General features: G+C 52.6%; 12 protein-coding genes and 6 tRNA genes. 2 read left to right on the forward strand and 16 right to left on the reverse strand.

What is annotated here, in order from left to right; genetic code table 11:
* The first annotated feature begins 1 nt into the window (after position 1).
* Positions 2-808, forward strand: a complete 807-nt coding sequence (locus NZ653_03040; GenBank protein MCS7286106.1) for an MBL fold metallo-hydrolase — start codon at positions 2-4, stop codon at positions 806-808.
* 172 nt (positions 809-980) lie between these two features.
* Here the strand turns inward: NZ653_03040 and NZ653_03045 are convergent, their stop codons facing one another.
* Genes NZ653_03045 through NZ653_03080 form a run of 8 tightly spaced genes read right to left on the reverse strand, consistent with a single transcriptional unit; the run spans position 981 to position 8211 of the window.
* A complete protein-coding gene (locus tag NZ653_03045; protein MCS7286107.1) occupies positions 981-1661 on the reverse strand; it encodes a hypothetical protein in 681 nt (226 codons plus the stop codon).
* Complete coding sequence (locus NZ653_03050) at positions 1631-2395, reverse strand: hypothetical protein (protein ID MCS7286108.1); 765 nt, start codon at positions 2393-2395, stop codon at positions 1631-1633. Before NZ653_03050 ends, NZ653_03045 begins: the two co-directional genes overlap by 31 nt.
* Positions 2395-3330, reverse strand: a complete 936-nt coding sequence (uvsE, locus tag NZ653_03055) for a UV DNA damage repair endonuclease UvsE (GenBank protein MCS7286109.1) — start codon at positions 3328-3330, stop codon at positions 2395-2397. The genes NZ653_03050 and uvsE overlap by 1 nt, the downstream gene beginning before the upstream one ends.
* Before the next feature lie 9 nt (positions 3331-3339).
* Entirely contained in the window at positions 3340-3948 is a 609-nt protein-coding gene (locus tag NZ653_03060) for a YbhB/YbcL family Raf kinase inhibitor-like protein (protein ID MCS7286110.1), read from the reverse strand.
* Positions 3949-3988: 40 nt separating this feature from the next.
* Positions 3989-5092 (reverse strand): geranylgeranyl reductase family protein, encoded by a 1104-nt coding sequence (locus NZ653_03065; GenBank protein ID MCS7286111.1) that lies wholly within the window; start codon positions 5090-5092, stop codon positions 3989-3991.
* Between the two features lie 12 nt (positions 5093-5104).
* Entirely contained in the window at positions 5105-5926 is an 822-nt protein-coding gene (locus NZ653_03070; protein MCS7286112.1) for an MBL fold metallo-hydrolase, read from the reverse strand.
* Positions 5923-7581, reverse strand: a complete 1659-nt coding sequence (locus tag NZ653_03075; protein MCS7286113.1) for an NAD(P)H-hydrate dehydratase — start codon at positions 7579-7581, stop codon at positions 5923-5925. The genes NZ653_03070 and NZ653_03075 overlap by 4 nt, the downstream gene beginning before the upstream one ends.
* Before the next feature lie 15 nt (positions 7582-7596).
* Positions 7597-8211, reverse strand: coding sequence for a hypothetical protein (locus NZ653_03080; GenBank protein ID MCS7286114.1), 615 nt, complete (start codon positions 8209-8211; stop codon positions 7597-7599).
* Positions 8212-8423: 212 nt separating this feature from the next.
* Between NZ653_03080 and NZ653_03085 the strand changes: the two genes are divergently transcribed.
* Positions 8424-9659, forward strand: a complete 1236-nt coding sequence (locus NZ653_03085; protein ID MCS7286115.1) for an acyl-CoA/acyl-ACP dehydrogenase — start codon at positions 8424-8426, stop codon at positions 9657-9659.
* Between the two features lie 15 nt (positions 9660-9674).
* On the opposite strand, the gene NZ653_03090 is transcribed toward NZ653_03085, so the two are convergent.
* The 8 genes from NZ653_03090 to NZ653_03125 all read right to left on the reverse strand — a co-directional run bounded on the left by NZ653_03090 (position 9675) and on the right by NZ653_03125 (position 12545).
* A complete protein-coding gene (locus tag NZ653_03090; protein ID MCS7286116.1) occupies positions 9675-10496 on the reverse strand; it encodes a M23 family metallopeptidase in 822 nt (273 codons plus the stop codon).
* A gap of 163 nt (positions 10497-10659) precedes the next feature.
* Entirely contained in the window at positions 10660-11988 is a 1329-nt protein-coding gene (gene rho / locus NZ653_03095; protein ID MCS7286117.1) for a transcription termination factor Rho, read from the reverse strand.
* A gap of 80 nt (positions 11989-12068) precedes the next feature.
* Positions 12069-12140, reverse strand: a tRNA-Gly gene (locus NZ653_03100).
* Between the two features lie 5 nt (positions 12141-12145).
* Positions 12146-12218: transfer RNA gene (locus NZ653_03105), tRNA-Thr, on the reverse strand.
* A gap of 11 nt (positions 12219-12229) precedes the next feature.
* Positions 12230-12302 (reverse strand) — tRNA-Thr (locus tag NZ653_03110).
* A 6-nt stretch (positions 12303-12308) separates the two neighbouring features.
* A tRNA-Ala gene (locus NZ653_03115) sits at positions 12309-12381 on the reverse strand.
* A 10-nt stretch (positions 12382-12391) separates the two neighbouring features.
* A tRNA-His gene (locus NZ653_03120) sits at positions 12392-12464 on the reverse strand.
* Positions 12465-12471: 7 nt separating this feature from the next.
* Positions 12472-12545, reverse strand: a tRNA-Ile gene (locus NZ653_03125).
* Between the last annotated feature and the right edge of the window lie 104 nt (positions 12546-12649).

Below are 12649 nucleotides of genomic sequence, written 5' to 3' on the forward strand. Positions count from 1 at the left end.
TATGCTTATAGTAAAATCGGTTGGGCCTGTAAAAGCCTTCAAAATGGGCAGAGATATACTGCCGGGTAGGGCTTTCTATTTTACTTCAGCCTATTTAGTGGATGGCCTCTTAATAGACGCCGGGAACCCCCACCAAAGGGGGGAATTTCTCAAAGCCCTGGAAAATACCCCCATCCATACCCTGGTAAACACCCACTCCCATGAAGATCACATCGGGGCCAATAGCCTCCTGGAGAAGCGGGGCATAGCGATAAAAGCTCACCGGGAAGCCTTGCCTATCCTCCGCAACCCTTCCCTGCTGGGAATGACCTTCTATCGCCGGTTCTTCTGGGGAATTCCAGAGCCATCGGAGGCTTCCCCGGTGGGTGAAAAGGTGGAAACGGAGAAGTATTCTTTCCTGATAATAGAAACTCCCGGCCACTCCCCGGACCATATAGCCCTTTATGAACCGTCGGAGGGGTGGCTTTTCAGCGGAGATGCTTACGTGGGCGGAAAAGACCTGGCTTATAGGAAAGTTTACAGACCCAAATTGATAATGGAATCTCTCAGGAAACTGGCCTCTTTGGAGATTAGCTACCTGTTTCCAGGAAGCGGGACCGTTCATCAGAATGGGCGGGAGAAAATTTTAGCAAAACTTGAGAGCCTTGAAGAACTAAAGGAGCGCATTCTGGAGTTGCACCAGCGGGGGTTCCCATCCAGTGTTATCGCCCGGAAAATCGTTGGGCATGAACCAGCTATCACGTGGCTAACCTTTGGGGATTTCAGCGCTCTCAATCTGGTGGAGTGCTTTTTGAGAGACTTCGCCTGATAACAGAGTTATCTGGAAACCTGTTCCCCAGAACTCCCCTTTTATCGGCTCTGCTGCGCTCCTGCAGGGTCTTTAGAAGTTCCGGAGCCCGTCCACAGGCTGGGAGCAAAAAGTTACAGTTCACCACTATTTTGGAGGATGTTTTGTAGTTCTACCCGCTTTACACTGAAACCTATCGCTGGAAGGGCCACCTTCTGCGCCTGGGTATTTCTCCGAGAACTTTTAACCCCAGAGCTTCCAGCTCTTCCCGGGAGCGAACAGATACATCAAGATAATCCAGGAGGAAAGCCAGGGCTATTCCAGCACCCAGAGCCAGAACCAGCTTTATCGGAAGGTCCAGCTTTTCCCGCAAGCTCGGCCCGATGGGGTAGATAACCGGTGGGTCTATTATTATTAATCTGGCTTCCTGCCCTCCGAGCTGGGGGAAAAACTCTTGAGGCTTCTGAATTAACTCCGCCACTGTTCCTGCTATTTCCTGAAGCTGACGAGGGTCATGCCAGGAAAGATGGACGGTAAGGACCCTGTGCTTTGACTCTGAAGCTATGGTTCCATACAGGCTTCCTGGGGGGAGCGAAATCCTTGATGCTACTTTGTCAGCGAAGGTTCGGCCTCTTACCACCTCTGCCATATCATCCACCATATACTCTGAGGCGAGCCAAGTGTAGTAGCGGTCGTATTCGTAATAGTTACCTCCCGATTGAGGGATCACTCCTACTACGAAACGCATAGAAGCACCGTAACGAGGAGCAGAGGGACGCCGGGTGAGGAAGCTGCCCGCCAGGACTATAAGAAAGATCAGGGCTATAAGCCAAAAGTAGCGTCTTAGAACTGCCCAGTATCTTCGCAATTCCATGACTCTTCCTCCATAGCGCATCCACCGAGCTCTTCCAGAGCTTCAAGGACTTTTCTCAAGGCTTCGGCTGGGGATTTAAGGACTAATTCGGGGTCAAGGTGGAGGGGAACCCAGCCCAAAGCAGCCAGCTCATAATCCTGAGCAGCGGATTTCTCCCGCACCAGACCCGAAAGGAGCGGTTCTTCATCGCACATCACAGCCAATTTCCCTCTGCGGCAGAAGAAAGCGAAATCTACTTCCTTTTCTTCTTCTTCCCCGTGAATAAGGAAGCGCCTCTCGGCAGGAAGGCCGTTTTCCCGGAACATCTCCCACAGGCTTTCTTCAGCTTCGCCTCCAATCCAGAGGTCATTTATTTCCTGGGCCCTGAAGAGTCTGCCTAAGGTTGTGGGGATAAAAGTAATTCGGCGAAGCCTACGGCTTGGTATCGGCCTGGGAAGCCTCTCAAGGGGGCCTATTTCAATTTTGTAGTACCAATCTTTGGCTCTGGGATGGGCTGATTCATCCGGCAGGAGCTCTTCCCTACGCGCAAGACGATAGGCTTTAACAGGCGCATAATAGTTTATTGACAGCCCCTCAGGGCCGAAAACCTTTGTCTGATAGAAAGCCAGGTATTCTGCTCCGAGGCGGGAAGGCGCCCTTTTTACCGGTATCCTGTACCACCCTTCCCGGCGCGCTATTTCCATATCCCTCAGGTTGTTCATTACTACCACCAGAACAGGAGCCATTTCATCCATTATTCCACCTCTAACTCTGGCGCAAATTTTTTCAGGTTTTCCCTGAGCTCAAGAAGGGCCAGGTCCCGTGCTTTCGCTTCCAACATTATATCAAAATTTCGGTTTTTCGCCTTCATAGCCATACGGCAGAAAGCGATGAACTCAAAAGGGTCCACAAAATCGGCATGCTCGGAAGGGTGCGGAGGGTAAGCCCTCTTCTTCCCGCCCTCTCCCATCAGCTTCATGGCCGTTCTGGGGGAGCTGAAGTGAACTTTGGGGGTTATACTTTCTGGCCATGTTTCAAGGCAGAGGCTAAGGGCTTCGTTCTCTTCCATACCATCGCTATGGTTGAGAAAGTGAAGGTGATCAAAAGTTATGGGAATCCCTGAGCGCTTATGAACCCAGAGGAGATCTCTGACCGAGAAAAGGGAATCATCGTTCTCCAGAGATAAACGGGAGCGAACCTCCTGTGGCACCTTTTCCAGAACCCGGCACAGGCGATCCAGGGCTGAGGCTTTATCTCCGTAAGTTCCTCCCGCATGGATAACCACGACTGCGTCGGGGCCCAGCCCCATCGCGTCCAGGATCCTGGCTAAAGCGGCAACACGCTGGAGGCTGCGTTCCACTGTTTCCTGGTGGGGCGAGGTCAAGTTGACATAGGAAGGGTGGAAGGAAAGACGTATTCCTCTCTCCCGGGCCATTCTTCCAAATTCTTCCAGTTCTCTGGAACATTCCTCTATCTGATGGTGGAAGGCCGGAAGGCCAGGATGTGTTACATAGGGAGCGAGTTCCGAAGCGAGCCTGTAGAATTTTATCCCCTTGCGCTCAAGGTAAAGGATTATATCCCGCAAGTAAGCCAGGCTCACGCTCAGGTGAGGGCTGTTCTGCCATCGGCGGGAATCATAGGGCCTGAGGCCAGGGTGCCCCAGGATTTTGACGGGGAAACCCAGGCGCAAGATTTCCTCCTAACGGGAGAATCGGCCCATGAGTTCGGCTACGGCCAGGATGTGACCTTCCATGGCTCTTAAAATCTCAGCTTTACGGGCTTTCGGTGGGATGTTCAGGGTTTTATCCAGGGCATAAAGTCTGAAAAAGTAGCGGTGCGTGGAACCTGGCGGAGGACACGGCCCATCATAGCCTATCTTCCCAAAGCTGTTGAATCCTTGAAAGGAGCCATCTGGCAGGGAAGGGAGTGGGGGAACACCTTCGGGCAAATTTGTGGTGGAGGGAGGGATGTTGTAGAGAAGCCAGTGGTTGAAGGGGCCTCCCGGGGCATCAGGATCATCGCATATGAGCACCAGGCTCTTAGCCTCCGCTGGGACTCCAGTCCACCCAAGGGGTGGTGAAATGTTTTCACCTTTACAGGTATAACGTTCGGGTATAAGGCTCCCGTTAGTAAAAGCCGGGCTGAAAAGGCTCATACCCGGCACGGTTGGGGTGGGGATAGGGGAAAGCAAAGCAGGGGTAAAAGTTGGGGTTGGAAAAGGAGGAGGGGATACAGGAGCAGTGGCTGGTCGGCAGGAAAGGGCGAGAACAGCGGTTATTATCAGGAGAAAAAGGTTTTTTCCTTTCATGCTTACCTCCTCAAAAACCTGGAGAAAGCCCGGCGGGCTTTTAAAATCTCCGGAAAAGGCCAGCAACGTAAAAGGGGAAGCGAGCCAGCATGGTCCTGTAGGAAAGTTTGCCCTCAAACATCCGGGCAAAATCTGCAATGATAAAGGGGTTACGGACCCCCAGTTCAAAACTGATTTCGGGATAGCGGTAGAAGACCCAAGCCCAGAGGCGAGCTGCTTTGAAGTTAGGGGCTAAAATCCTGTGAACTGCCCTGGTGTAAGAGGGCAGGTCGCCTTTGAGGATGGCCTGAACGGCAAGGTGTGCGCTCTTCACCCCATACCTTATGCCTTCTCCGAGAAGTGGGTCCATCATTCTGGCAGCGTCGCCAATTAGAACCGTTCGCGAGGAGTGAAGCCTGCGGTCCTTTAGGTAAACAGGCAAGGGGTGAGCCCTCAACGGAATCTTATCCGCGGGAAGGCCCAGGCGAGCCATCCAGTAGAGAAAAGTGGTCTTAAGGTTATCGCGGGTCTTGCCCATAGCCCCAATGCCCGCAGAAAGGACAGCTTTTTTAGGAAAAACCCATATATACCCCGGGTTTACGACTCCAAAGAGAAAGAAAGCTTTATTAAAGAAATCCAGAAGCTTTTCGTCAGCCGGGATTTCAGCCTCGAGGGCCGCTCCCACAGGGCCACCAGTTTCAAAATCAAGGGCTCGGGCTACCACCGAATTAGCTCCATCGGCTCCGATAAGGTAACGGGCCTGCCACCTGTATCCTTTTTCGGCTAACACGGTGACTTTGTCTCTATCTTCATAAACTCCGATGACTTTTACCCCTTCGGCCACCTCTGCCCCGGATTTCTCCAGGACAAACCAGTCAAACTGATCCCTCATCACCATCAGGACGGGTGAGGTGGGGAAGGGTACATCGACCTCTTTCTTACCCCGGAAAGAATAACGGACTCCGTTAATTTCCCTTTCAATCACCGGCTCAAAGTTGAGGTGGAAGAACTGTAGAACTGAACGGGGCACACCTCCGGCACACGGTTTATAGCGAGGGAGTTTTTCTTTTTCTATCACGAGCACCTTTGTCCCTTGCCTTTTGAGGAAGAAAGCTGCCGATGCTCCTGCTATCCCCCCGCCTACCACAATTACGTCGTAAATCATGGTGCTTGCTCCTTACAAGGTTATGGAAGAGCCGGCGGGGAAAGGCACAACACCATCCCCTAAAATCTCCCTCAAAATAGTAAGGGCCCTGGCACCAGTGCAATGGTTGATGTAAAGCCTTAATACACCCCAGTCCTTAAGGGTCTCCCCCGTCCTAAGTATGGTGAGCTCATCAGCATCCTCTAAATGAAGGCCTCCGAAGATGGCTTCCACGGGTTTTCGGAATCTTTCTTTTACGACGTTCAGGGTGTTGAGGATTCCCGCATGGCAGCATCCGCATACTACGGCTAATTTATTTCCCAAATCCAGTATGAGGGCGATATCATCCCGGTAAGGGTCAGGGACAAGGCGTCCTTCAATTCGGGCAAAATGGCGTTCACTGCGCCCCTCTGGCTCTGTCCTTGGGCTTATATCCCCCGAGGTCCAGATACCAGGGCTCACTTCCACAGGGTCTTTTCTCAGGATAAGCCTGAGCTTCAACATGGCTGCGGCCCAGCTTATGGGGAAACTTACATCTTTAAGCCTTTCTTCCCGGAGGGAGAAGCGGGGGATGAAGATATCGGGATGAGCATACACAGGAGTATCTGGTGTGCGTTCCAGGATGGCAGCCAATCCTCCTGTATGGTCAATGTGAGCGTGGCTTAGAACTATAGCTGAAAGGCTCTCGGGCTCAATTTCCAGGCGCGCCAGGTTCTGAAGGATCACTTTACCATTGGGGCCCGTGTCAAAGAGGATATAACGTTCATTGTGCTCAATTAGAAACGAGAGGCCATGCTGGTTCAAAAGCCTTGCACCAGGAAGTACAGAATCATCCACCACGCAGCTTACTTTCACGCTTTACCTCCCCTCAGCTTTCTGATGGCCAAAGGCAACTTGCCCGGAAGGTCTCCTGCTGTGGGGCCAGCCTCCCCCAGCTCTTCCTTTACCATTTCCCCGGCTAAAGAGTGCACGTAAGTCCCGACTACCGCAGCTTTAATGGGCTCAAGGCCCTGAGCTATGAACCCAGCGATCGCTCCAGCCAGAACATCACCGCTTCCTGCGGTGGCCATGGCCGGGTTGGCAAATGGATTTATGTATACCAAACCTTCAGGAGATGCTATGCAGGTATAAGCTCCCTTGAGGACGATTACTTGACCCCATTCCTGGGCCTTCTCCAGGGCCAAATCAATGCGGCGCCGATTTATCTCTTCGGTAGAGAGCCCGCAGAGCCTTGACATCTCCCCCGGATGAGGGGTCAGGACGTTTAACCCCTTTAGTTCTTCCCACCAGAGGGGCAGATCGGCAAGGGCATTGAGGCCGTCGGCATCTATTACCATAGGCGGTAAAGGAGGAAGGGGCGTTTCCTGGCTTCCAAGGAAGCCCATTTTCCTCTTTTCCCACTTTCCCCTGATTAGCTGGTGAACGAACTCAACTGTTTGCTTATCCCTTCCAAGGCCAGGGCCTAACAGAATCGCCTGGTAGGAGGGCCAGCTTTCGGAAAGAACTTCCAGAGCGTCGGGCACTATGGCACCCATGTCACTCGGAAGGAGCAAAAAGGTGGTTTCGGTAAGCTTTGAGGCAACGATGGGGTGGATGGAGCTGGGTATGGCCATAGTGACAAGCCCTGCCCCTACCCTCATGGCCCCCAGGCCTGCCAGGCAGGGAGCTCCTGTGTAATTGGTGGAGCCTGCTATGATCAGAACCTTGCCGAAGGTCCCCTTGTGGCTTCCTTTGGGTCTGGGAGGAAGCCATTTTTGAACCAGCTCCGGTGTGACCAATTCAACCCGAATGCCAGAGGCCAGCTCTTGTGGGATACCGATATCGGCCACTAATAGCTCACCTGTAAGCTCCGCCCCTGGAAAAAGGAAATGCCCCCTCTTTGGAAAACCAAATGTTACTGTGATATCAGCAGGGACAGCTGCCGGATCAGATTCCCCGGTAGTCCCATTTACCCCTGTCGGTATATCTACTGCCACGATGAAGGGACGGTGTTTCGCGGTAGAGGGCAACGCCCTCACCGAACGAATTGAAACCTTAGCGGGGGGATCAAATCGTTTCTCCCTTTCTTGAGCGAGGGTCCGGAGTATCAGTTCAAGGTCTCTCTTCACCGGTGGGCGGAACCCTGTACCCAGGAGGGCATCTACCACGATTTCGGCCTCTTTGAGGAGGCTCTGGAGGTTTTTGAGGTCTTCGTCTTCTTGGGCGAAAACCAGCGTAGTCCCTTCTTGGACGAGCCTGTCCACCAGGGGGTCACTTTCGGTTTGCCTTTTCCAAAGATAGGCTGTTACCTTGACTCCAGCCTTGAGGAGGTAATAGGCAGCGACCAGGCCATCGCCGCCGTTGTTACCTGGCCCTACCAGGACCAGCACAGTTTTAGGCGTGGGCTTAAGGGCCAGGATAACCCGGGCCACAGCGTGGCCGGCTTTTTCCATCATCCCGGCCACTGTAATCCCCTTTGAAACAGCCTCTTTCTCCAGAGAAGCCATCTCTTCGGCGGTTACTACTTTCACAAGACCCCTCCGGTTTCAGATTTCTTCAAAGGGCGCCAGGGAACGGCGTGTCCTCCTCCGTATGACCCCTTTAGTTTCCAACTCTTTGATTAATCCAGCCACCTCCTCCACGGTTATATCAACCCAAGCTTTTCTCAAGGTTTCGGTGATTTGCATTATATTCTGGGCCCTTGTCAGGCTCATAACCAGGGCCCTGGCTTTGGGGGAAGAACCCGCATCCTTGAGGGCTTCTTCCGGAGTTCGGTACTGGAGCCCGATCTCAAAAAGGATGTCTGGCGGAGGAAGGGCCTCTTCCACCTTCGCCGGAGCTGGAACTTCAGGGATTTCGGGGCAGATTTTCTGGGCCTGTCTGGCGGCAAGGAGCAGGACACCTTCCTTTTCAAAGCCTTCCAAGACAAGGATGCAGGAGCGGGAAACCTTAAAAGCCATGATTTTTCTTCCCCCTTCTAGGCCCTTTACCTGATAATCGCCTACTTCCCACAATTCTGACCCAGCCTTTACAATTTTAGAGGCTAAATCTTCGGTTTCGGGGGCAAGTTCAGAGTGGATTTTTTCCCCTTTCCGATTGAAAAGGGCCCAGCGGGTTCCCGGGGGTATAAGCTCTCGGATCCTGGGGATAACTTCTTCCATAACTCTTTCTCCTAACAGGGTTTCAGAGTCAAGGCCCTGCAGCACAGGAAAGCTTTAAGCTCGGCTCCTTCCTTAGGAATAATAGAACAAATTCAGGAATCACGCAAGGATTTGACCAGACTTAAAGCAAAGGCTAAAATTTCCCCAGGCCCTGGGGGTGGGTAAAGGGGGCTTGGGGGAACTTCCCTCAATCCCAGAATTGGAGGTGCAACATGTTAGAAGCACTCCTTACGCCTCAGCAAAGAAAACTGCGGGAAGAAGTCAGGGATTTTGTTAAATGGGTTCCCCGCCAGCTTATTTTGGACATGGATGCCGATAAGGTGCGTTATCCCAGAGAATTTGTGGAGGAAGCTGCCCGGCGGAACCTTCTCGGGCTGCGCTTTTCTCCCGAATACGGAGGAAGAGGCTTAGGCTGGGCCGAAGAAATCATCGCCCTTGAAGAGGTAGGAGTTCTTGGCACTTCCCTGGCCTGTCTCTATTCCCTTCCAAGCATCGTTGGGGAAGCCCTTCACAAGTTTGGCACACCAGAGCAAAAGGAGCGATGGTTAAAACCACTCCTCCAAGGCAAGTTAATGGCTGCTGAAGCCCTCACCGAACCAAGAGGGGGTTCCGATTTCTTCGGAACTACCACCACCGCTCAAAGGGAAGGTAACCATTACATCTTAAGAGGCCACAAACGCTTCATTGTGGGGGCTGAAGGAGCTGATTTCTTCCTGGTTTATGCCAGAACTGACCCCAGTGCACCCTCCCATCAGGCTCTTACGGCTTTCATCGTGGAAAGGGGGCCGGGGGTTGAGGTGCAGTATATATATGGCTTGATGGGAACAAGAGGGGGTGGGACAGGTAAGGTCTACTTCCGGGATGTGAGGGTTCCGGTTGAAAATGTCATTGGGAAGGAAAATGGCGGTGCTGACGTCTTCTGGCACATGATGATTCCGGAGAGGATGACCAGCGCGGCGGGAGCTCTGGGCATGGCCAGAGCGGCTCTGGAGATAGCCGCCCGATATTCAGACAAACGCAAGGCTTTCGGGCAGAAAATTCGCTCTTTCCAGGGGGTTTCCTTCAAAGTGGCCGAGAGCATTACTTTACTGGATGCGGCCAGAGGACTTGTTTATTTGGCCGCAAAAACGATAGATGAAGGAGATGAACCTGGCCGAGTCAGGAGGCTTGTCTCGGAAGCCAAGAAATTCGCCACTGAAGCTGCCTGGCAAATTGTAAATCACGCGATGCAGATTCTCGGAGGCATAGGTTACACCACCGTCTACCCCATCGAAAGGCTGCTGCGGGACACAAGGCTGATTATGATCTGGACCGGCACCAACGAAATCATGAACCTTATAATCCAGCATGAATATTTCAAAGAGCTTCTGGAGACAAAGCCTGAGGTGAGGGATGTAGAAGCCGATGCGCCTGAAGCGCACAGGGAGGAGGAGAAAGTATACGAATGACCTTCCTTCAGAAAATCAGGGCAAAAAGCCCAGAGGGTTACGGGGCACCCCGTTAAGCCTTATCTCAAAGTGCAGGTGGGGTCCAGTGCTTTTGCCCGTATTCCCCGAAAGGCCTATTATCTGGCCCTTGTGAACTGACATCCCCACATCGACCTTTACCACGCTGAGGTGAGCATAATATGTCATGAACCCGTTGCGGTGGTCTATTACGACCAGTTTTCCGTACCCTTGATCGTTCCAGCCTGCATAAACTACGAAGCCTGAATCGGCCGCATAGACAGGGGTACCCTCAGGCACTCCAAGGTCTATAGCCCGATGAAGCCGCCAGTAATACTGGGTTATATAGAGCACTCCATCAATTGGCCAGGCGAACTTTCCAGTCCCCTTGGCTGCACCGGGTGGTATCGGTCCTGTATAATGGCGGACAATCTTTGGTTTGTAAGGTTTCTCGCCACCGGGCACTATGATCTTTTGCCCCGGGGTCAGTTCGTAAGGAGGTTTCAGGTTATTGAGAGGGAAGTTTATTATGGCCGAAGGGTCTACCTTGTATTCCTTGGCCAGCTTCTCCACTGTGTCACCGGCTTTCACCGTGTGATAGACGCCGGAAACAGGCAATATAACGATTTCCATCCCCACTGGAAGCCAGTCCGGATTGTCTTCCAGATCGGGGTTTGACCACATAATGGTTTCAGGGGTTATGCCGAAGCGCCTGGCAATATCGAAAACCGTATCTCCAGCCTGGACCGTATAGGTAATAACAGTATCGCGGGGTCTTTCCTGAATCACGGTGTGGAAGACAGGGAAAGGGCTCAAGGCTTCATTCCAGAAGGAATGCATATTTGTGGGGGCTGCTATGGAAAGGAGCCCTTTACGTTCAGAGGTAGAGGACGGAACCGTCAGCCATTCATCTGGAAATTTAATGGGCACTCCCTCGGCCAGCATTACAAGGAAGAAAAATCCTGCTGCCAGGAAAGGGGGAAGCTTTCTCATTGCATGGGCCTCAGGGGATGGACTTATTGAGGAGTTCTAAGAATTCCCTGTTACTGCGGGTTTTGCGCATGTGGTCGAGAAGTGCCTGCATCGCATCAGTTATATCCATTCCGGAACCGCTGGGGGGAGGAGAAATCATGTAAGAGAACATCCGGCGCATGAGCCATACTCGGTTAAGGGTGTATTCGTCCAGGAGAAGCTCTTCGCGGCGAGTGCCAGATTTTTCAATATCAAAAGCTGGGAATATGCGTCTTTCCTGGAGTTTACGGCTTAGGTGCAATTCCATATTGCCGGTACCTTTGAATTCCTCATAGATTACATCGTCCATGCGGCTTCCGGTATCTATTAAACAGGTGGCTATAATGGTCAGGCTTCCCCCTTCCTGGATATTACGGGCCGCGCCGAAGAAGCGTTTGGGTGGGTAAAGGGCAGCAGGGTCAATACCCCCCGAGAGAGTTCTTCCGCTTACGGGGACCAGTAAGTTATAGGCTCTGGTCAGGCGTGTTATCCCATCCAGAAGGATTACCACGTCTTTTTTGAGTTCTACCAGTCTCTTGGCCCTCTCTAAAGCCAGTTCAGCCACCCGGGCGTGGTTTTCTACCGGGTCATCAAAGGTGGAGGAGATCACTTCCACTCTGGGATCAACCGAGCGCTCGAAGTCCGTTACCTCCTCTGGGCGTTCTCCTATCAGGAGCACCATCAGGTGGATATCGTCGTAGTTAGTGGTGATGGCATTGGCTATGTGCTTAAGGACAGTGGTTTTTCCGGCTTTCGGAGGAGAAACGATTAGGCCACGTTGCCCTCGGCCAATGGGAGCGATGAGGTCCAGAAGCCTTGTGGTGAGGTTATCGGGTCTGGTTTCCAGTCGGATCTGCTTGTTAGGGAAGATGGGGGTGAGTTCATCGAAGTGGGGGCGGTTTTTGGCCAGTTCAGCGTCCATACCGTTTACGGCTTCGACTTTTATTATGCTGAAGTATCTCTCGTTTTCCTTCGGTGGGCGGACGTGGCCGATAACGAAATCTCCGGGCCTGAGGGCAAAGCGCTTGATTTGGGAAGAAGATATGTAAATATCCTCGGGGCCGGGTAGAAGGTGGTCGGATCGGAGGAACCCGTGGCCTTCGGGCATTATATCCAAGATTCCACCCCCGAATATATAGCCCTGTCTTTCGGCGCTGGCCTTCAGGATACGCAGGATCAGCTCGTTTTTCTTAAGTCGGCTGTAGCCGCTTACTCCCAGGCTTTTAGCTATATCCTGAAGTTCGTTTAAAGTTTTGCTTTCCAGCTCAGCCACAGAAAAATCTGGAGGCAGGAGTCCTACACCGGTTTCAAGCTCCAGCACTTTTACACCTCTCCAAAGGGGATTTTTAAATTACAATGGGGCATGTTTAGTTCTGTGAGGCTTTAAATTCTTCGTCATAAAGCGGGCGACGGGATTCGAACCCGCGACCTTCTCCTTGGGAGGGAGACGTGCTACCTCTGCACCACGCCCGCACAAGAGCCCTCGGTCGGACTCGAACCGACACCCCGGCGCTTACAAGGCGCCTGCGCTACCGATTGCGCTACGAGGGCATTAATATTTTAGCCGCCCATCGGATTCGAACCGATAACCTGGCGCTTACGAGGCGCCCGCTCTACCCGTTGAGCTAGGGCGGCCCAGAATGGAGCCGAGGGGAGTCGAACCCCTGACCTCGTCAATGCCATTGACGCGCTCTCCCAGCTGAGCTACGGCCCCATTCGAACCAGGTGGCCAGCGGGTCTCGAACCCGCAACCCTCGGAGCCACAGTCCGATGCTCTGCCAATTGAGCTATGGCCACCGCCCTTTGGGGCAGGGTGGATTCGAACCACCGACCTCTCCCTTATCAGGGGAGTGCTCTGGCCACCTGAGCTACTGCCCCTTTCGCTTTTCTATTATAATATAAAGCCCACTATTTTGCAAGTCCTTGAATTGAAAGTAGCCCGCCTTCCCAAAGTTTTCATTTATGGCAAATTGTGGTAAAAT

Source organism: Anaerolineae bacterium (assembly GCA_025062375.1).
GTDB lineage: Bacteria > Chloroflexota > Anaerolineae > SpSt-600 > SpSt-600 > SpSt-600.